This window comes from Paraferrimonas haliotis (genome assembly GCF_002282895.1).
Classification (GTDB): Bacteria; Pseudomonadota; Gammaproteobacteria; order Enterobacterales; family Shewanellaceae; genus Paraferrimonas; species Paraferrimonas haliotis.
In genome coordinates, this window is sequence record NZ_NRRB01000003.1 from 518,918 (window position 1) to 539,488 (window position 20,571).

The 20,571-nt window shown below is 45.0% G+C and carries 16 protein-coding genes and 1 pseudogene; 4 read left to right on the top strand and 13 right to left on the bottom strand.

Annotation, left to right across the window (positions count from 1 at the left end):
• Positions 1 to 33: 33 nt before the first annotated feature.
• The 13 genes from CLC91_RS09005 to CLC91_RS09065 all read right to left on the bottom strand — a co-directional run bounded on the left by CLC91_RS09005 (position 34) and on the right by CLC91_RS09065 (position 17,030).
• Positions 34 to 669, bottom strand: a complete 636-nt coding sequence (locus CLC91_RS09005; RefSeq protein ID WP_025611033.1) for a DUF4400 domain-containing protein — start codon at positions 667 to 669, stop codon at positions 34 to 36.
• Positions 656 to 1,216: a conjugative transfer protein gene (locus tag CLC91_RS09010; RefSeq protein WP_095500291.1), complete on the bottom strand. Its 561-nt coding sequence runs from the start codon at positions 1,214 to 1,216 to the stop codon at positions 656 to 658. Before CLC91_RS09010 ends, CLC91_RS09005 begins: the two co-directional genes overlap by 14 nt.
• A gap of 9 nt (positions 1,217 to 1,225) precedes the next feature.
• Positions 1,226 to 3,046, bottom strand: a complete 1,821-nt coding sequence (gene traD / locus CLC91_RS09015; protein WP_095500292.1) for a conjugative transfer system coupling protein TraD — start codon at positions 3,044 to 3,046, stop codon at positions 1,226 to 1,228.
• A 48-nt stretch (positions 3,047 to 3,094) separates the two neighbouring features.
• Positions 3,095 to 5,245, bottom strand: coding sequence for a MobH family relaxase (gene mobH, locus CLC91_RS09020; RefSeq protein WP_095500293.1), 2,151 nt, complete (start codon positions 5,243 to 5,245; stop codon positions 3,095 to 3,097).
• Positions 5,246 to 5,364: 119 nt separating this feature from the next.
• Entirely contained in the window at positions 5,365 to 5,838 is a 474-nt protein-coding gene (locus CLC91_RS09025; protein ID WP_001145412.1) for a hypothetical protein, read from the bottom strand.
• Positions 5,838 to 6,119, bottom strand: coding sequence for an ECs_2282 family putative zinc-binding protein (locus CLC91_RS15115; protein ID WP_025611290.1), 282 nt, complete (start codon positions 6,117 to 6,119; stop codon positions 5,838 to 5,840). The genes CLC91_RS09025 and CLC91_RS15115 overlap by 1 nt, the downstream gene beginning before the upstream one ends.
• Before the next feature lie 93 nt (positions 6,120 to 6,212).
• Entirely contained in the window at positions 6,213 to 7,067 is an 855-nt protein-coding gene (locus tag CLC91_RS09035) for a restriction endonuclease (protein ID WP_095500294.1), read from the bottom strand.
• Between the two features lie 102 nt (positions 7,068 to 7,169).
• A complete protein-coding gene (locus tag CLC91_RS09040; protein WP_095500295.1) occupies positions 7,170 to 10,436 on the bottom strand; it encodes a type I restriction endonuclease subunit R in 3,267 nt (1,088 codons plus the stop codon).
• Between the two features lie 14 nt (positions 10,437 to 10,450).
• On the bottom strand, positions 10,451 to 11,689 hold the full coding sequence (locus CLC91_RS09045) for a restriction endonuclease subunit S (RefSeq protein WP_095500296.1): 1,239 nt from the start codon (positions 11,687 to 11,689) through the stop codon (positions 10,451 to 10,453).
• 2 nt (positions 11,690 to 11,691) lie between these two features.
• Entirely contained in the window at positions 11,692 to 14,334 is a 2,643-nt protein-coding gene (locus CLC91_RS09050; RefSeq protein WP_095500297.1) for a type I restriction-modification system subunit M, read from the bottom strand.
• 8 nt (positions 14,335 to 14,342) lie between these two features.
• Positions 14,343 to 15,305 carry a WYL domain-containing protein gene (locus CLC91_RS09055; RefSeq protein WP_095500298.1) on the bottom strand — a complete coding sequence of 321 codons (963 nt, stop codon included), beginning with the start codon at positions 15,303 to 15,305 and terminating at the stop codon, positions 14,343 to 14,345.
• Positions 15,306 to 15,622: 317 nt separating this feature from the next.
• Positions 15,623 to 15,922: a hypothetical protein gene (locus CLC91_RS09060; RefSeq protein WP_095500299.1), complete on the bottom strand. Its 300-nt coding sequence runs from the start codon at positions 15,920 to 15,922 to the stop codon at positions 15,623 to 15,625.
• A 199-nt stretch (positions 15,923 to 16,121) separates the two neighbouring features.
• Positions 16,122 to 17,030, bottom strand: coding sequence for a 3'-5' exonuclease (locus CLC91_RS09065; RefSeq protein ID WP_095500300.1), 909 nt, complete (start codon positions 17,028 to 17,030; stop codon positions 16,122 to 16,124).
• A 639-nt stretch (positions 17,031 to 17,669) separates the two neighbouring features.
• Between CLC91_RS09065 and umuD the strand changes: the two genes are divergently transcribed.
• From umuD to CLC91_RS09090, 4 genes and pseudogenes are all read left to right on the top strand, one after another.
• Positions 17,670 to 18,119, top strand: coding sequence for a translesion error-prone DNA polymerase V autoproteolytic subunit (gene umuD, locus CLC91_RS09075; RefSeq protein WP_008844764.1), 450 nt, complete (start codon positions 17,670 to 17,672; stop codon positions 18,117 to 18,119).
• 7 nt (positions 18,120 to 18,126) lie between these two features.
• A pseudogene (locus CLC91_RS09080) lies at positions 18,127 to 18,360 on the top strand (Y-family DNA polymerase); the annotation flags it as partial.
• A 387-nt stretch (positions 18,361 to 18,747) separates the two neighbouring features.
• Positions 18,748 to 19,962, top strand: coding sequence for a tyrosine-type recombinase/integrase (locus CLC91_RS09085; protein ID WP_008844762.1), 1,215 nt, complete (start codon positions 18,748 to 18,750; stop codon positions 19,960 to 19,962).
• 4 nt (positions 19,963 to 19,966) lie between these two features.
• Complete coding sequence (locus tag CLC91_RS09090) at positions 19,967 to 20,506, top strand: hypothetical protein (RefSeq protein ID WP_180824602.1); 540 nt, start codon at positions 19,967 to 19,969, stop codon at positions 20,504 to 20,506.
• The last annotated feature ends 65 nt before the right edge of the window (positions 20,507 to 20,571 follow it).

A 20,571-nucleotide genomic window follows, 5' to 3' on the forward strand; every position in this document is an offset into this window, starting at 1 on the left:
CACCAACTTGTTAACCCGAGGCTAAAATGTAAACTAAATCTTCTTCTGCAAGTGGCTTAACGCCAACCCTGCCATCAATGCCAAACCGATGATCAGCGACGGTAACACCACCGGTGGAATAGCCAGCGGGGCGAACAATCCCATAAACAGCAAAATGACACCTGAGCCCAGGATAATCATGCTGTAGCGGTGAATGATTGGGCTCGAAAAATCAAAGGTTGTCTTCTTAATCTTCCAGGTCATCAAGCCGTCCCACAGCGCCGGTAACATGAGAATAAGCGCAAAGGGCAACCAGACCATCAGCAAAGCAAATCGAGTGAACACTTGGTACAACACATCAAAAAATGCCTGAATACGGTCTTCTACCCACACAAACCAAAAGCCTCCCATGTTCTCCATCCCTTTAGAGCGCAGTCGTTGCTCTTCAGTGGGGATTAGAAAATCACGCACAGATTGCTCCATCTGTGTATCCACAATCCATGACTGATACCAGCCATGGCTAGTTTGACCAATCCAATAGCTTGTTTGTGCGCCCAATTGGTTTTGAATCATCTGCTTCTCTTTATTAATAACCCGGCCAGTCCAATCACCGGGCACTAACACGCCAATGGCAATAATCTCCAGCATCAGTGCCAGACACAGCAGCCAAACCGACTTATGCTTGCTCATGCCAAACATCCTCTTCTACTCGCGCCAGCATGGCTGCAACGGTTGGCGTCATAATCCGGGCTTTAATCACTTGTTGAAGCCGCTTTGTCGTCGTATGGCCACTAACATAACGCACATCGATGCGTCCTTCAGCCAGATACCCCATTCGATTTGGACGATTACGAATCCAGGAGTAGAAATACACACCATCCACGGCGGCCCACTCGAAATGGTCAGGATCACGCAGGCGAATCCCAGTTAAAGCACTGGCGGCAGTCCAGGTCAGCGCCTCAATGAAATGCCACAGGCGTACACTGTCATCATCACAACTGACTTCTTCATAACTGCCCAAGCCATTACACAGACACAAATCAAAGATGGAATGGCCATCTAACGTGAACGCATCCGTTAAGTAATCCGCCAAGCAATACACCGAGGCCAAAGCATGAGGCCAGTCGGTTTCAAGCAGCCTTAAAGCTTCCTTGAACTGAGGGTTATGTTGCTGCCACTGAGCGAGCATTTCTTTACTAGTAAGTGTTGTCATTTTCAGACAGACAGAATGATGCATACAGACTCCTTATGCTGCCTGTGTTGAGCTGGTTAAAATAGGAATGCGGCCTTTGATCACGCGGCCACCTGAAAGCTTGGCGATGTACTCCAGGTTGGGAAGCTGGCCTAATAACTGCGGTGGAAACATATCGCCTTCTTCCTCCATCAAGCGTTCGCCATGATTGCCGGTAAACAACGCGGGGCTGTCCGAGTTGGACGACATACCTTGAGTTTGCATGATGTACTGCAACCGAGTCTTAGGCAGATTGTCAGTAATGTACTGCTGCGTTTCGGCGTCCATCACCCGAAGGGCTATCAAGTTGTTGATGTTACCTAACACCTGGCGAGCCTTAGCTTCACTGCCTGTTCGAGCTGCAAAGTCAGCAAATGTCTGAGTAGCAATCACACAACGCATTTTTGCGCCACGGCCTTTGTTGAGCAGTTGAATGAAGGGATCGTTGACGACTTCAGCAGCCTCATCAATGAAGATATTTACGGGGCGATTTTCAACACCATAGTTATAGCGGTCACCGGCCACAGCAGTGAGATCCGATAAAAGCAACGAACCAATGGCGCTGCCAACCATGGCGTCGGTTAATGAATCCAAGCCGATATACGCCACTTGGGCATTGTTGATAATTCGGCCAGAATCCGTAATTAACCGGCTGTCATCCACATCGTTTGCAATAGGTGATAACAGTGGACCTAATTCACTTGATGTGAGCATATTGAGCACCGGCATCAATGAGGCCACCATCTTGGAATAGTGGGTTCTGTCATGCTCAAACATACTCAAAAGGCCTTCCAAATCGGTATTGGCGGCAACGGGCTGAATGCGTTCGTAGTAAAAAAGCAGCATCGCCATAGCTTGTTTAGCTAATGTGTTGGCTTTTTCGGTAAAGCGCTTGATCTCCACACTAAAGTTCGGATACACCTGCTCACCCCAAGCCGTGACGGCTTTTACTACCAAACCTTCTGGACCTCCTTCCAAGAATCGTCTCAGTGTTTTCAGATCAGGACGTTGTGACGTAAGCAACAGACCTTGCACGATGTTATTCAGTGCCATTTGGCCAAAAGCTTTAAATGGATCAGCACCGGTTTCAGAGGGAATTAATGCCGCAATTCGGCTGGCAATTTCAGTGCCCCGGTTAAAGTTTCTCAGAGGATTAAGTCGTACTGAATGCTCAGGAAAACCCGGATGAAAATACACAAAGCGCTCAGGACTACCGGCGGCAATACAGGCTCGCTGCGCATTATCCTTAAGTTCCTTGTCTCCCTTAGGGTCAATAATAATCACGGCTTCATTGCGCAAAATGGCCTGAGTGATCATCGCATCAAAGCATCGGGTTTTTCCGGCACCGGTCGTACCGACAATTAAGGTATGGCCTTCTGTGTGACCAACTGGCTGGTACACATCTTCTTCTTTGGGCTCAACACCATGAATCCAGGTTGAACCCATTTGTTTGCCGTGACCTTGTTTAAGCAAGGTTTGCTTATCCCGCTTTAGGATTTCATAAGCGCGTTGGGCATGACGTTGGTCCCACTCAAAGCCATACCCTAACCACAATTCATCAGGATGTTTTGCCATCACTTTTTGCAAATGCGACAGCTCCATAAAACCCAAAGGTTTGCCTTTTAGTCCCTTCTGTAACTTATGAAGACGGTAAGCCTCAGGCAGGCGGTACAACGCCATGCCCGAGGAAATCCCTGTCATCCACCAAAATGGCTCAGGTGGTAGCTCAGTCAGCATTTCTGCGGCAATCGCCCCAGTGGCCCCAACCAGCCAACCTGCTGCTGCCATGGCTTCATAATTCGTGCGCCAAGGCATCTCGTATGCGTTTTCTTTCATTCATGCTCCGCAAAATAACCGTTTGCAATCCGATTAATTTCAAATGGATTAACGTTCAGCGTGAGCGGTAAACAGAACCGTTTCCCCCTCATCAAACTGGCATTGGTCACTGGCCGAGATCCCCCGAAGCAGCTGTCCGGCTGGAATGCCATGCTCATTGGCGACTAGGCGTAAGGTTTGTATCGTGACGCGAATACCATCGGCACTATGATCCACGTCTGGGTAATCGCCATCGGTCAGTAAGATGGGCAAATCTTTCACAAAATTAACCATCTGTTGCCGCTGCGCGTGTTTGGGGTCTGTACTTGAGTTCGCATTGGGCACAATCGGCTTTTGCTTACGCTCCGCTCTTGTGTCGGGCTCATTTGCTTGGGCATTGGTTGTCTCAGTTCGACTCGGACGCGGTAAGGCCTCTTCGTTCTGAATTGCTACCGCCGCTTCTGCGTCTTGTTTGGAGAGGTCTATCAGTGCAGTTAGCCCTTTAGAAATCGATACCTTAAGCAGTAACCCTTGCTCCTGAACGCCATCATTCGTAGTAATAGTTCTGGCTTTACGCGTCGGGTTTGCGGGATCTAATTCAAGCCAATCTAATCGACTGAGTTCAGCAAGCAGTTTTCGGGGGGCACACCAAGGTCTTACGGCATCGGGATAGTGGATCAGTATCTGTTCACCAACCATAACCAACGCACTGCTGGCCTCTGGGAGCCACGCCAAAGATTCAGGGAGATTCAATGCCTCTGCATCGTGCTGGTTTACGTTATTTGAGATAGCGCCATCATATGAATTGTTAGGCTTTTCCCATTCATCACCTGGAGCATTTTCAGTTGCCTGAAGGTGATTAACATCACTGGCAAGACGAAGTTCATCATCTTGGTCGGACGAGTTTGTCGATGGTGACTCATCCGATTTTCTATGTTCGATTGATGATGACTCTTCAGGCAAGTCTGAATGCTCACTGGAGCGACTCTGTGGCTCTTCTTGTGTTTTCTGTGTTGCTTCCCACTCAGATTTATTGAACAGTGTCACACCACTTGGTACATTCGAGCTGAACAATAAATCGGCCTCAGAAATATGCAGCATGGGTAACCAGATTGGCTTGTCGTCTTTGATCAGCACTTCAGGGGCAAGGCTTTCATATCGCTCATTTGAGGCGGATTTAATGGCCAATCCTCGCTCAATGAGGATGTCCGCAAGGGTATCGGGATCTCTTGGGATGCCAGGTATCTTGTCTTTGGCCAATAGCTCAATGATGTCCTTAGCCGCGCTTTTCCAAACCAGGTAAAGATTGGTTGATTGATTCGATTTTCGTAACCAGACTCTGGCATCTCGCTGATTGACCAGCCACTGGGAACTGGCAAGTAATCGCCTCATGGCATCAAGTAGATAGCGTTCGACTGGGACACCAAGGGCATTGTCGTCAACGGAAATTCGTTGAGCTTTCAGGTCTCGCTGGACACTGGTTTGGTCAGCTTCAATGACCAATTTAGACAGGACATGCTCGGGATCAGTATTGCCAATTGCCTCCAGCATGGCTTGCAAAATCTCAGGTCCCGGCTGGGTTAACCAGGCGAGCAACTCAGGTGTCATCACCCGGTTTAAAACCAGAATTGAAAATTGCTCGTGCCGCTTGCACCGTCCGTCGCGCCAACGAATGAAATAGCGTTCAATGCTGTTATTAGTGGTCCACTGGGATAAGGTTTCTAAAAAAGGGTTCCACTGATAGCGTCCATCTTCGTCTGTGATGGACAAATCTGAAACAGGCTTACCAATATCATGGAACAAACCGCCAAGAGCCGCCGCGACACGCCACCTTGGTTCAAGCTCTTTTTTCTCAACCGGTGTGCCACTGGCAACAAAGATGATCCCTTCAGCTGCTTGTGCCGCCCAGAAAGCAACTTCCAACGAATGACGTAATAAACCACCAGCACCACTGTGATGATGATGCTCAGAAGCTGGCAGCAAGTGAACGTAAGCAGCCAGATGGTCAATACAGGGCTGAATCAACCGTTGAAAATCACGCTGATTAAAGCCAAGTACCTGGCGCAGTTTGGCAATTAGCTCGTCTTGTGTGGACTGCAAATCCTCGGGGGACGCAGCTGGCAACCCCTTCAGGAATGGCGGGTAGCGTGGGATTTCTGCATCCAGTTGCGAAGACAGTTCTGGTAGTGCTTTGGCTTGAAAAAATAGGTTTTTGAACATAGTGAACCTCCGACACGATAGTGTGAAGGTTCTTTAGCAACTGAAGTTGTTAGATAGCCGAAAGAAATATGCATTTATCTGTAGTTGTTTTAGCTCTAGTGAGAGAATCGAAAGTTAAATTACAGTGTAGGGTAAGACAGCTTTTCATTGTAAGACTGGGCATCATCTTCCCAAACTAGCCGAACAACATGCTTTCGTTTCGTTTGCATATGAACAGCGGCTATTAGCTCAACGGCTTGATACTTTTCGAGGCTTTCCATCGGAAATTTGTCAGTCACTTCTGATTCAATAACTAAATCGTTACCTTCAGGGAACTCAATTCTGACGTTTCTTGCAGTAGCAGCTCCTTTATTCCAAACCTTAAGCCGATACTTACTGCTGCCAAGTTTTATAATTGATGCACCAAGGTCAGCTTGCTTTCCTTTCAGAGCATCTTCATTTTCTTTTTCCAAGAGAATGGTGTTTAGCTTTTCTTGGCTTTCGACAAGTGACTTCTGCCTCTTATTAAAGCTGACCGTTTGCCATGTTGCGTAGCCAGATAAAAGGAAAGCTAATCCAGCTATCACATCACCTGCATCAATAGTTACCGGCATTACCTAATCCTTATATTCTTGCTACCAGAAAAAGCCTTTTTCAAAGATTTCCGTAGTTCGTCTTGAACGTCTTTTAAAACTTCTTCCTTGATTTCAGAAAGGTGCTCATCAATATTTTCGCTATTCTCTTGAATAAGCTCATCTTTATTGAACTCTCGGTCACAAGATGCACAAGTCATTACTTGTATTGTTTCATCGCAACCGTCTTCGTATGAAAAGTCTGAACAGCCACAAGTCGGGCAAAGCAAGCTTATACTTCTATTGTATTTTTCAGGATTCATTCTAACTTCCCGTTATGTTAGTGGCCGTATTTAATCGCATATATTCAAGAACTAGAAAATGCATTTTGGAGTTCTGTAGGTGCTGATTAACAGTTAAAGGCCTAAAAACCAGCTAGGATCAACTGTTACTTTTTCAACTAACTCTGTTTTAACGCCTAAACTAAGTTCCTTAAGCTTATCGGCCAACTGATCACCATCGACCAAGTCAATCGGAGCAACGCCATCACGGTTGGCTTCTTCAATGGCAGCTTTTGTAAAGCTACCTGTAGTGATAAACATCCCACGATCAGCTCTACCAACGGTTGCGCCCCTAAAATCACGGATCTCGGGAGCCCCAACGGAACCTTTGTACTTTTTACACTGAAAAGCGATATGAAAGCTCATCAAACCGTTGATTCGGGCAATTCCTTTGCCATCGATACCACCATCACCCGTGCGACCAGTCACTTCAACATGGATAAAGCCTGATTCTCTCAATAACCTCTGTGTTAGTCGCTCAAACGCATCCGGGCTCATTTCTTCAATTAGCACATGATGCAGTTTTTCACGCCAAACCATAGCCTCTTCAGGGGAGTCATCGGACGACATCTCTGGAGTAGATGTCGTAGCATTAGTCTGTTCAGGCTTACGGTCCAGTGCTCTAACAAAGTTGACAATTTCTCTGCTATCAACTTCCGGTTCCTGTCTGGCTTTATCTGTAAGTGCCCACACGCCACGAGATGAATTTTCAAGGTATCCAGCTTTCTTCAGGTAGGTTCTAGCCCAAGCTAATCGATACCCAACTTCAGTTTGGCTACTTTTTTCGGGGTTGTGCAGAACAGCCAAAGTACCCTCATCAAACTTCTCAAGCTCGACAACTTCTTCGTAAATCTCGTCGATGCTGCCTGAGCCGCCAAGGTTAACTAATGCCTTTATTAGCGGTAGCATAAGCTGATCAAATGTGACCATTATTTTCCTCCTGGAAACTTTTTCGTAAAAACAGCGACCACTCTCTCACTGAGACAGCTGACTCAACCAAGTTAACAGTGCAAAGCGAATGAGATTGGCTACTCATGACTCTTCCATTACTCCATCAAGCATATCTACTACATCATTCAAGAGATCATCAGCCTGAGCAAAAATAAACTGCTTTAAAAACTGATCGATGCGAATATTGAGCTTAAAGGGCGGAATGCTTAGGCCATCTAATTTTTCAAAATAAACTTTGGCTTTTGCCTTATCAACAGTATCTTTAAGCGCGTCAAATCGACCGAAATTATTAAGGTTTTTCTCATTAACACTATCATTTAATAAGCTAACAAGCTGGCTTTTATCTAAACCTAACGCATTAACAATGGCATTAATCTGGGCATTTTCAGCATTGTCTTTGTAGGTGTTGATGTAATCTCTGAAACTATGGCCTTCTATTAACTTTGCATCGCCACGCTGTAAATCATGTAAGAAAAGCTTGGCGTATTTTTGTTCAGCTTGCGTCAGTGAAGAAAATGACTTGTGCAGTTCGTTGAGCGTAAGCTCAATGCTGGCTTGATCATTATGCTGATTTAGCTCTTTTAAATATTTATCGAAGCGACTATTCATATAGTCGGCATCAATCTTTCCAGTGTCGATTTCCGTCAAATAGCCACTAATATCAAAAGGCACATCGCCGCCACCCGCACCTCCACCATCACCTTTTGATGCGAGCTCTTTATAACGCAGCGCAAGGCTCAGGTAGGTTTGTTCATTAATGGCGAGAGTAACCTCATGTTCAGTACCATGTTCGCCTGCTGAAGCGTCCGTAGTGAATGTATAGACCGACTGTTCCCAATGTAAACCTTGTACCTTCGCGGCTTCTAAATGCTGGTTAAACACTTTAAATAGTTCAGCAAACTTTGCGCACGCCTCAACATCTTCTGGCAGTTTTTCAAAATTTGCCACACCGGCACTAATGAACAACTCGGTAATATCACCGAATAGTTCATTCATTGCTTCTAAGTTACTTTCTAGCCTATCAACAAATAACCCTATGGGTCTGTCGCCTGAGTATAGTTTTACCGCATCGTTAATATGTTGCTCCATCGTATGCGGGTAACGATAATAACGGATAACACCATGAGGCTTATCGGGGCCAAACAACCGATTGGTACGCGAGAAGGCTTGGATGATATTTTGGTATTTAATTACCTTATCTAAATACAAGACATTCAGCCACTTGGAGTCAAAACCGGTGAGCATTTGGTCTACAACAATCAATAAATCCAACTGTTTTGTAGGATCGGTATGAATACGCTCATAAGGTTTTTTGTGAGCAAGGCGTGCGGCTAGATCTTTCTTAAATGCTGCATGACGGGCAAAATCAAAATCGTGGCCATAACGCGCATTATAGTCACGCATAATCTCATCCAAGCCATCACCTTTAAACGTTGGCCCACGGTCGCCACTGCCATCATTATCAATGTTGGGATCAAACAGTGCTGATACTTTTAAATCAGGCTGCGCAGCCTTTAATAGACGGTAATAATCAATGGCTTCAGCAATACTGTTAGTCGCCAAAATCGCATGAAATTTATTGCCTTGGCTTAGCACATCCCATTTGAGCAGAATATCTTCTACCACTTTGGCTTGGTGAGTCTCGCTTAGGTACTGACTTTTAGGTACGTAATCTTCAATACCTTTGAAGTATTTACCTGTAGCGTCTTTGTAGCCAGCCATAGGCACTTCATTCATAAAATAATTAAATTTTTTCTTTTTGGCAGGATTATCCATTGCTTCCGCTACAGATCCCGCCTTAGCTTGCTCTAGGGCGACAGCCTGCCTTAAGTCACCGTCCCTAAAAGTAGGCACTTTATAGGGATCAAAGCCGAGTACGTTACCATCTCGAATACCATCAGCTATGCTGTAGCGGTGCAACTCATTGCCAAATACGGTACTGGTAGTATTGCCGTTTTTTTCATTTTCTTCTTGGATCGGCGTGCCAGTAAAACCAAAAAACAAGGCGCGGGGAAAGGTGCGTTTAATAATGATCAGCATGTCGCCAAACGTTGAACGGTGCGCCTCATCAATAATAAATACCAAGCGTTTAGCGCGGATTTTTTCAATATCTGCGCTATTTGTTGATATTAGCGTTGCAGTGCCTTCATCCTTCTCCCCATCACTTGAGACGTCTTCAAAAATATTACTCATTTTTTGAATAGAGCTAACAATGAGGGTATCGGCTGGGGACGTGCTTTTTAACTTGGTTACCAACACATGAGTATTTTCGGTCGCTTGGACATCTTCACCATCGCCCGCAAAATTACGATATTCCGCCAGCGACTGGGTGCCAAGCTCGATTCTGTCCATTAAAAAAATGACTTTATCGGCATCTTTTGATTGGGCAATCAGCTGTGCTGATTTAAAGCTGGTCATGGTTTTGCCCGAACCTGTGGTATGCCACACATAGCCGCCCAAGCGGTCTGGGTTATTAGCTGCACTGCCCAGTTGTTGCCAGTTGGTTTTGGCTACCTTATCCGATATCGCATTGGCGGCGTAATACTGATAACTACGCATCACTTTAAGCACACCATCGGTATCATCCGCCACGGTGTAAAAGCCAATCAACTGGTGCGCCATGGGAATGGATAACAGTGTCGAGGCGATGTCTTTCCAATGGTTCATGGGCTCGTTGTTAAAATCGGCCCAATTGAATTGATAGTCTGGGTTAAATTTGCCATCTAGCCCTGGGTTAGCAAAGTATTTGGCCTCATTAGGCTCCATAGCAACAAACACTTGAATGAGTGAAAATAGGCCACTAAAAATACCTTCTTTGGAATACTTTTCGATTTGGTTAACCGCTTGGCTTACTGGCACGCCACTGCGTTTAAGTTCAACATGAATGACCGGCATACCGTTAATCAGTAACAGCACATCACCACGTCTGTCATTACGCAGTGGGCTACCGCGTTCAAATTTCGGCTGCTGGACAATTTGGTAACGGCTTTGACCAGCAGCAATTTCTTGGCGATCGTAGATTTTTAGGCTGACTTCTTTGCCAAGATGCAACTTGTCGGCAGCGTTATCGCGCTTAATCGCCACAGTTTTGCCGTTGATTAACCCATTGAGTTTAAGCGGTGTTTTTAGCTCTTTGATCTGCTCAATAATCTGCTGCATTTCCGTTGCCGTCAGTGGCACATCGTTTAAGCGATCTTGCTGGCGATTGTTCTCAAATAAAATGTTCGCCCAGTTTTGCAGTAAATCCGCTTCGGTTTTGTTTTTAAGTATCTCGCTTTCCCAGCCCTTGTGGGTTAGTACCTCGATAAAGGCCTGCTCAAATTGCGCTTCGGTTTTAAAGGTGGTCATGGTGGTGCTCCCTGCTAAACAAACATTTTGTTCAAGCAGGCCTGCTTGATGTTATTGAGTTTAATGACTTGTTGTTGGTGTTGGTTGATTAGTGCGTCGAGTTTTTGGAAGTAGTTACCGATCTTTTGGCTTTCGGAAATATCCATTGGCACATAGAAACTTGATTTTGAGACCAGTCCCCAATCTGAACGAGGCATTTTTGAACCAGCTGATAGGTTTGAAATATATTCAAATCTATTGGTTTGAATTAAATAAAATAGGAATGTTTTTGCGACAGTTTCAGCACGTAATACCCAAAAATCACCAACTGCAATTCCATTAAAGTCAGCCAGAAACCAGTTTCTTAGATATGGACGTAACTTTCCAAAAAGCACATCGTTGACTTCAAATTTCAAGCCTGCTTTAAAGATGGCTTTCTGAAAAATATCTTTATTGAGGCGGCCTTCCCCTGCAACTATATCTTCATATTCAACACAAGGAATACATCTACTTTGATGTTGTGTCGATACTCTGGTTGCTATAGATGAAAACTCTCTCTCCTCCCACTCCCCACTAAACCCGTTAAAGCGGATTTCTGGGATGGTTTCGCCTTGTTTGGGGAACATTTTTTCCAGCATGGCCTTTTTAATGCCACTGAGCTTGTCATGCTTTTGGTGGTGTTGGTTGATTAGGTTGTCGAGTTTTTGGAAGTAGTTTCCTATTTGAATTTGCTCTCCATTCGCACTCGGAAAATTAACACTCGTATTTTTTAAAGTAGTCTTTGAGATTGACAATACTTTAGTACCTTGCATCAGAGGTAAAAGCTGATCATGGTATGACGACGAATTTAAATAATATCCAAGATATTTAGAAGCAAAGGGTAAATTAGGCCTAACTGCAATGGTGTGCAAACCTGACAAAATTACTTGTTCATCTATATTAAACAGCTCAGTGCATTTACCAACTGTGCTATCTTCAGCGGCATCTGCAATTACAATATCACCATTTTTTAGCGCGGCATGTTTTTGCTTACTTACAACATTTTCATCTGTAACAAAAGGCATAGATGTATCGCTGGCATCAAGAATTTCGCCAAATTTAATTAACACATCGCCATAGTGAACATTTTTTGCAATACCATGCTCGTAATTTAGATCGGCTCTCGATAAGGTATTGTTAGGAATATTGTCAAAACAATCTCCAAATGGTCTTTGCGCCCACTCCCCAATAAACCCATTAAAGCGAAGAACAGGCACATTCTTTTCAACATTCATGCTTATACCCCCTTCAACAAGCTGGTAAGCTCATTCAAGCCCTGCATATCAAACTCATTACCAGTAAGTTCGCCCATCATGTCGGCCAGTTTTTGCTCAGTGGTTTTGATTTCATTCGCGACTTGCGAATAGGTCACCGCGTATTTATCGGCAAGGGCTTGCACTTGGCTGGTCAACAGAGAAATAACGGCACTTGGCATGGCAACAAGCTCTTGACTTAATGGCGCGATCCATTTGAGGTGCAGCAATTCATTGACTTGATCATCGCTTAAACCTTCGATGGTGGTTTTGGTTTTTAAATGCAGGGCGAATTGAGCTTCTTTGACTGCTTTTTTCAGCTTTTTCTCTTCGTCGATGAGTTTATTGGCCTTAATGATTTTCGCTTTATAACTTTCTTCTGGCTCAGGGCTGTCGGCTGAGAACTTAGTTTTGGTCTCTTTTTGCTCTTTTAGGAAAGCTTTCGCCGCCTTGGTGACTTCGGCATTGGCAAAGCCGTCTTTGCTTTCTTTTACCGTGTCTTGCTCTTTGTCTTCTTCGCTTAGTGATTCGAGTATTTCTTCCAGCGAGCTGGCGATTTCGACAAGGCGGTTTTCTTGTTTTGCCAGTGCCGCTAGGTCATCGCTCAAGTAGGTTTGTTGTACTAAATCAAATGGCATGATGTGGCCTTTCCAGCCATCTTGTACTTCGGTGTCTTTGCCCTTAACCTTTTTAACCACGATATTAGGGTCAACTTGCTTAGTGGCGGCGAAGCCTTCGGTTTGCATCACTTCCAAATCGGTACTGATAACTTGCCATTGGTTGTTTAAAAACTGATAGGCCTGGTATTTGTCGATGAGGGCAACGCTGCTTAAGCGTGTGAAAAGCTCGGTGCTTAATTCAGGCTCTTGCTGGTTGCGGTTAACCGCTTGCCAGCCTTGAATTAGGGTATTGTTTAAATAGTCATCAAAGCTGCTGTTGCCATTGGTTCCATCAAACGCCTGGTTGTAGGCAGTGACAAACTCTACCACTTGTGAGTGCTGGGTAATGGTTGCATTAACGTCTTGTTTGGCAATGGCTAATTCACTGTAGGCGGCAGACTTGGCCACAAACAGCGCATCATGCAATTGCGGGAATGCTTGCCAATATTGGTGTAACTGCGCAATTTCGCTATTGGGGATGCCACCTAGCATAGTCGCGTGTAAATCCCAGCTTTCAGCCGCTGGTGACGAGTCTACATAACGCGGTATGTTTAAGTTGTAGCCGTTGTCGCGCAGGGTTTGTTTGCTGACTACTTGCGAAAATTTTTCGATGCTTTCGCGATTGATGACGGAATCAACAATGCGCTTGATGTCACTGGCTTGCAGTTTGTTATTTTTGCCTTCTTTAACATAGTGCTTGGAGGCATCCACAATTAATACGTCATTCTGCGGTTTTTCAATAGAGCCACGCTTCTGCTTAAGCACCAAAATAACGGTAGGAATACCAGTACCAAAAAAGATATTAGAAGGTAAGCCGATAATGGCATCAATGTGGTTTTGCTCAATCAATTGCTTGCGAATTTCGCCTTCTTCACCGCCACGGAACAACACGCCATGGGGCAAAACAATGGTCATAATGCCATCGGGTTTTAGGTGGTAAAGGTCGTGTAGCAAAAAGGCAAAATCGGCTTTGGTTTTGGGCGCTAAGCCAAAACGCGAATAACGTGGATCGCTGTCTTTAAAGCTTGGGTCCCACGCTTGTGAATAAGGGGGGTTAGAAACGACCGCATCCACATACAGTGCATGATAAGTACCTTGTGGGTCGTTCTCATCAAAGTATGGCCAGTCGTCTTCTAAGGTGTCACCGTTACGGGTTTTGATGTTGCTGGCTTTAATCCCGCGCATGATCAGGTTCATACGGGTCAAGTTATAGGTATTGGCTTTCAGCTCTTGGGCATAATAGGTAATGCTGTCTTTGCTTTTGGCGTATTTTTCGACCGCTTCACCAATATTAATCAGTAACGAACCCGAGCCCGACGTTGGGTCGTAAATCTCGATGGTGTCTTTGTGTTTTAATTCGTGGGCGATGATGAGCGACATAAGTACCGAGACTTCATGCGGCGTGTAGAACTCACCGGCTTTTTTACCGGCATTGGCGGCAAATTTTTCAATCAGGTATTCATAGATGTAACCCAGTACGTCATAGCCTTGCTTACCGTTCATTGGGATACTTTTGATTAAATGCAGTAGGTCACTAATGGCTTTTGTGCGCTTACCCGCGCTTTCACCCAGTTTGCTAAGACCCGTTTCGAGTGTGGTGAAAATTCCTTCAAACAATTTTTTGTAGGTAGGCGAAATCAAACGGCTAAAGGCGGATAGCGCATCGCGCACGTTAGACTCGTCAAAGTCGAATGCAGGATCAACCCAAGTAGCAAACAAATTATCGTAAGCGATGAAATAACCTAGATTGTCTTGAATGTACTTGACCGTGTCCGCGTCTTCTTCGTTTAAGGCTTTAATGTCTTCAGGTGTCATTCCTTCTTTGGTGACAAACTGAACTAACTGGTCGCTCAGGTACTTGTAAAAAATGAAACCTAAGATGTAGTCTTTGTATTCGTTAGCTTCGATTTTTGAGCGCATCTGGTTGGCTGATTCCCAGATTTTTGCAGCTAATTGTTGTTTGTTCATGTTATTTCCTATTCTGTGACCATATCGAAACCAGGCGCAATCGCAAGGTTACCGACACCGTATAAAGTTTGATAATTTTTTAACCACAAATGGAATTCGGGTGTTTTTAACTGAGCCTCTTTGGAACAATCGACATTCCAAAGCCGAAGCAAGTACCCCGCAGTTGCTGCTCTGATCTCAACCTTCATCACGCCACCTTTCATGCCATAGTCCAGCTCTATCGCTTCGCTGTGCTCAATACGTGGGTGTGGCACTAACTCCAGCTCTACAAAGCGATTCCATTGCCGATCTTGGGTTTCAAGTTCAGCCTCTGACAGAATGGAATCTTCAAGCACAACCGCTGCTTTTATGCGGGTCAATACAAAGTCTCGAAATTCACCATGTTTGCGGTCAAAACCACGAACGTGCCAACGCAGGCCATTGTCCACCAGCGTATGCGGCACAATTTCACGCGTGGTTTCACCGCTCGATAACGACACATAGGTGATACTCAAGGCTTTGCCTTTGTGTATGGCCTCGGTGACTTTCGCTACTATCGATAAACTCGGCTTGTTAAGGTGATAAGGCGCTTCACAGGCCAGAGGCGGTTTTACCTTTCCAGTAAAGCCATCACCGTACCCTTGGCTAATGGTTGCCAGTGTTCTCACAACGTCATAGTCGAACAAGGGCTCAAAGGCTTCACCACGCTTATGCAACTTGAGCTTTTGGTCATACTCAATGTTGCCTGGTGCAAGCTCTCGGTACATTGTGAAGTCTTTCGTTGCTTGTGCGGCCGCTATGCTGAAGCGATCGACTAAATCCGCCCGCACCGCTTCGCCCTTAAACAATAAGGTGAAATCGATGTGGGCAATGCGATCCCTGGTTGCTTGTGGCAACTGCGCTAACTGCGAAAGCCTATCTGGCTTTCCTTTCGCACTTTCTTTAGCGAGTGTACTCGCTGCTACCGTCTGTTTCAGACCATCATTTGTCATGCGTCTTGTTTATCCAATTCAACCAGATTCTTAAAACTCTGTTTATAAAATACGGACCGACATCGCGTAATCACATTGAAAGGCATGGCACATGGCTGCTCTTTGTCCGCAATGACTTAGCAATCTCTACCGGTTGAAGCTGGACAGATGGCTATAAAACACTGAATAGGCTTCAACCTAATTAATTTTATTAGGTGTCATCCTATCACAAATTATTTTGTAGGGAAGACTAAGCGGCAACTTTTTGATCTTGATTGCAATTGCCGCTCAGTTATGGGCGTGAAGGCCTTGTTTCGTGTCATTGCTGATAGCCGCTATCAATGCGCTACCCGAACCAGTGGCACCACGATGTTGCCGCGATGAGAGACCCCTTTGTCCGACTCTGTAGACATCAGAACGCGTTGCTCACTTTCCCGAACGCGCCTAGCAACTTCTGCCTGAGCTGGTAGCAATGGCAGCATCCCTTCAGCAATCGCGTCCGGTGCAGACTCTTGGCCACAGGACATCAAGTGCTTCCATGGATCTTTAAGAAAGCGCTCGAACGTGATGCCAAATTCAATGATGCGGGCAGAGACGAAGATTTCGCCCCAGTATTCAATGTAGGTGTCTTGGTACATGGAAAGATTCCTCTTGATGGTTATATACCCTGCCTACTTCCAGCCGCAGCGGTGTTACCTGCATTCGCTCACCCCAATCACATAGAAGACCTATGCTCATGGGGACTCGCTCACTTGCCGCCTAACTGCAACACCAAGTAGTTTGGGTATAACGTAAGTTCACTTTCCATTTTCCAGAGGTTTTCAAATATGCAAGAGGCTATGACAAAGCTTTAAATCGATTGCGGGCATCTTTGTAGTCATAGTGGGCATGTTCTGAGCCACGATGGTACAAATCATCCAGGTAAGCTTGCTCCAGCGGCAACTCGTCTTCGCTGATTTCGCGCCACCAATGCTTGTTGGCACCTTTAACGCCGTCATGCCAACGGTAACCACGTTCTTTTAAATAGTCCTTTACGTCAAACGGCGCACCAAACGCACGAACTAACACAGTTCGCCTGTCTGCTTCAGACAACAAGTTTGCAACGGACTCGGGCAACAAATGGAACAACCAGGCCATCGCCAAACAATCGGTTGCGGCTCGGTGTCCTTCATAAAACCAACCTAAGCGAAGCAGCAGGTACTCAAGCTTTCGACTTTCAAAACCCAGCGCCTTCCAATCTATGCCACTGGCTGAACAGGCCCAAGATAGATGGCCTAATGCAGCAAACCGCTTTTCAAAGAAAGGACGATCAAACTGTGCATTGTGTGCAACCACCAGCGGATCATCGGATAACCAACTCGCTACAATTGCATCATCAATGCGCTGGCCTTGCACCATATCATCGGTGATACCGGTTAACTCGGTGATCAGCTCGGGGATTGGCTTGCCGGGATCTTCATACAGGCTGATCACATCAACAATCGACACAATCCGCATAGCTGATGGGCTGTAAAGCACCTTAACCATACCAAGCTCAATAATGGACTCGTCATCGGCAGACAGTCCGGTTGTCTCTGTATCGAGCAGCACCATTGGCTGTTCATCACCGACCACAGGAGAAAGTTCAAGTGGCCAGGACTGCGGTTCACGCGTTAATGGAATGCGCTCCAGCAATCTAAAATCTTCTGGTCTTTCTGGGATCTCCGCGAGGCGCTCTAGCGGAAATGGCGCAGGGGCTCTTGTCATTGATGGTTCCTCTTCAATTCTATTGTTCGCTTTGGGTTATTTCACTGTGCCACAGGTTTTTCAAAATGCACCTTGGATACCTCAGCGTTTTTTTAATCTTTCTACTGGGTGAACCCATGTATGAAGGCTTTGGCTAAGCCTTTCAGAAAGCCTTAGCTAAACCCTTTAGGTAACCCTTACCAATACCCTTTACGTATGGCTTAGCCAACCCCTTTTCAAACGGTTGAAAAAGGCTTTAACTGAGTTCGACTGAGCATTTTAATGATGCTCCTGACTTCCCTTTAAGCCAGTAAATTCAATACGAAACAGAATTTTACTAACTGTTTTGAAACCCTTTGCGAAGGGTCCAACAAGCCTTGTCTGACGGTTACTTGACCCATGCGTTAACCAGTAGCAGTAACAGGATCAGTAACAGAAACAAGAGCAGTAGGCAGAAGCAGTATTGTCCAAGCCTTGCAGGCTTTGACGAGGGCGAGCAATCCCCACATCAAGCTTTTCAACACAAGAAATAAATCACCCACGACACAACGTCTTACTCGAACAACTACAGTTTTACCTACAATTTTACTTGTAGAAATCAGCATAGCATTAGATACTGTATAAACAAACAGTATTAATTATGATTTTTCGAGGTTCGTCATGAGTGTCTCGCTGATAGGCCGTAGCGGCGCACTTGCCTTCATCAAAGCCAAGCGCCTTCGTATTCCATTGTTCATGGAACGTGTTTCTGCTGGTTTTCCTTCACCAGCGCAGGATTATGTTGAGCAAACGCTCGACCTCAACGAGCTGTGCATCAAGCGACCGGCTGCAACGTTCTTTGTGCGTGTTGAAGGTGATTCAATGATTGATGCCGGGATTCACCCAGATGATATTCTGGTGGTTGATCGCTCTGTCCAAGCCGAACACGGTGACATTGTCATCGCTGGCATCCATGGTGAACTCACGGTAAAGGAGCTTCAACTAAGGCCGTGCGTCATGCTGATCCCAAGAAACCAGGTGTATGAGCCCATTCATATTCCTGAAGGGACAGAGTTAGAGATATTTGGTGTGGTCACCAATGTGGTGCGAAACATACGCCGTAAGTCGTGACTATCCCATGCCAGTATTTGCCTTGGTGGACTGCAACAACTTTTACGCCAGTTGTGAGAAGCTGTTTCGTCCTGATTTAAAAGATACGCCGATTGTGGTGCTGTCCAACAATGACGGCTGCGTGGTTGCACGGTCGCGTGAAGCTAAGTTACTCGGTATTAAAATGGGCGTACCCGTCTTTCAAATCAAAGCTGAAATGCAGCGCCATGGCATTTTGGCATTCTCGTCCAACTATGCGCTTACAGTTGGGAAATACTTTAGACATCACATGTTGTAATGTTTCAGGTTGTATAAATTAGACGTCGAGATGAGGGGTGGTTACAATTTTTACTATTGGTTAAGAAATATCTTGAAAAAGTAGATGTATGAACGCGTAACCCCCTGGGGGAAGGCTTAGCAGTGTGAATAACGGATGATTTAGGTGTTAATGTGATTGAACAAAATAGGTCGTTTCCAGATGACTTCGGCTTTGACTATTGTCTTATGTGGATTAGTACGGAGAAATATCCCTCATTTATAAGTAGGCCACACCCTGACAGACAGTGGCGAGATCATCCATGACGTTAGGGACAACTCAAAACCATTTGCTCATAAACTTCCAATTTTAATAGACCCCGATGGTATCAATGTGGTGCCAGTGAATCTATATCTTCACTCTTTGTTGGCAGATCCAGATATATCCTCCGATAAGACGATTCAATCCCATGCAGTTGCGTTATTGAGCTTCTATCGGTGGTTGAGCACGGAAATCCCCGAACATACACACCCAAGGACTGGCCTTCTGGTTGATGAAAAACCTCCGTTAACAATATATGACTGCACCGAGAAGGTAGAGGAAAGTCCAATCGTGAGATATCGAGACTATTTATTGGAAAACCTTTATACCAAGGATGAAACTGGAAAAGTCGGTGGTTCTCCAAGTACAGCCTCTAACTATGTTTTGAAAGTTGTCAATTACTTCATCTTCCTTCATCGCCAGCGGATCATTTCAATCAGCAAAACCTTTCGACCATTTGAGTTTAAGGCAAAGACTGTTCGCATAAGCAACAAAGGAAACAGAGCACAACATGAAATGCTCTCACATCTCAATCGCAGTCACAGTAAGGAAATTATTGTATACACCACAGGTCTCACTAGACCATTTAAGAACATAAAAAAACCTCAAGATGCTGATATTCGAGAGCTTAACCCACTTCGTGAAGATGAAAAACAAGAGCTTTATAAACACCTTGATATTGAAAATTCATCTGACACTAAAGCCCTAATGGTGTACTTAAAAACTGAAACGGGATTGAGATTGGAGGAATTAATAACATTTCCTGCCTCTGTCGTGGACAAGCCAAAAGCTAAAGTAGTTAAGGTGCAAATTGGTGAGAATATTAACGGTTGCTTAACCAAGTTCAAAAAAAACAGAACAATTGAAATCCCAGCCAGTGTCATGGATCTGTTGTACGAGTACAAGTTAAGTAAGGCGAGGAAGAAGGCTATTGAAAAAGGATTACTTCGCCATAACCACTTATTCGTTAAATCGAATGGCAATATCTACGCTCCAAACACCATTCAAAAGTATGTGGAAACTATCCGCAATGATTTGACACACTGTGGGCTTGATATTTATTTTGCCCCTCATGACTTACGAGCCACTTTCGCAACCGACTGGCTGTACAGCAAACATATGGAAACAGGTAAGCCCTTCGAGGCTTTGTTACAGGAGCTGGCTGATTTGATGGGGCATGAAAGCACCTCTACCACTCAAAAATACGTTAACTACATGAATGACAATAAAACATGGTTGGAATTCGCTCAGCGTAAAAATCAATTCGCACAACAATCGCTGAGGTGATGATATGGCAAAAAGTCGATTAGCAGCATCGAGAAATCAAAATAAATCACCCGCTCCGCCGATTACTAAGAAAAATGTTACTTCATTAGATTTGATCGTTGATATACGGCCAGAAGGGGTGCTAAACAGCACAAGACACAATTTTATTTATTGGTGTCATGAACAGTGTGATCCCAAAAAACCATTAGCTAAACCCTCTCGACTGGAAAGAATGCAAAAGCTAAAAAGATGGGTTGATCAAGAGAAGAAAAATGAAACCAATGCATGGTCTCTAGTAGTTAAATTAAGCGCCTTAAAGACTTACATTGCATTTTGCGACATTAAGAAGTTCGACCCTTTTAGTCAGGCTGGATATCTTTATTACGCTGGTAACTCAGGTGAGTTACGGCGCTTAGTTGACATTGCTAGTGAGCCTAAAAAATACCAATTTCAGTATCATAATGGTGAAGAGTTTGGTTTGTTGGAATCCTCAGCTCTTCAAAAAAAGATGAATCTCGACTCGATGCTTCCAGTGCTTGATTTTGATGTGTCAGTCCGCGGCTGACTGCCAGGACAGGAACACTGCTTGTTGTGCAAAGGTGTTGGCAGCTTCTTGTTGCTTGCGGATAT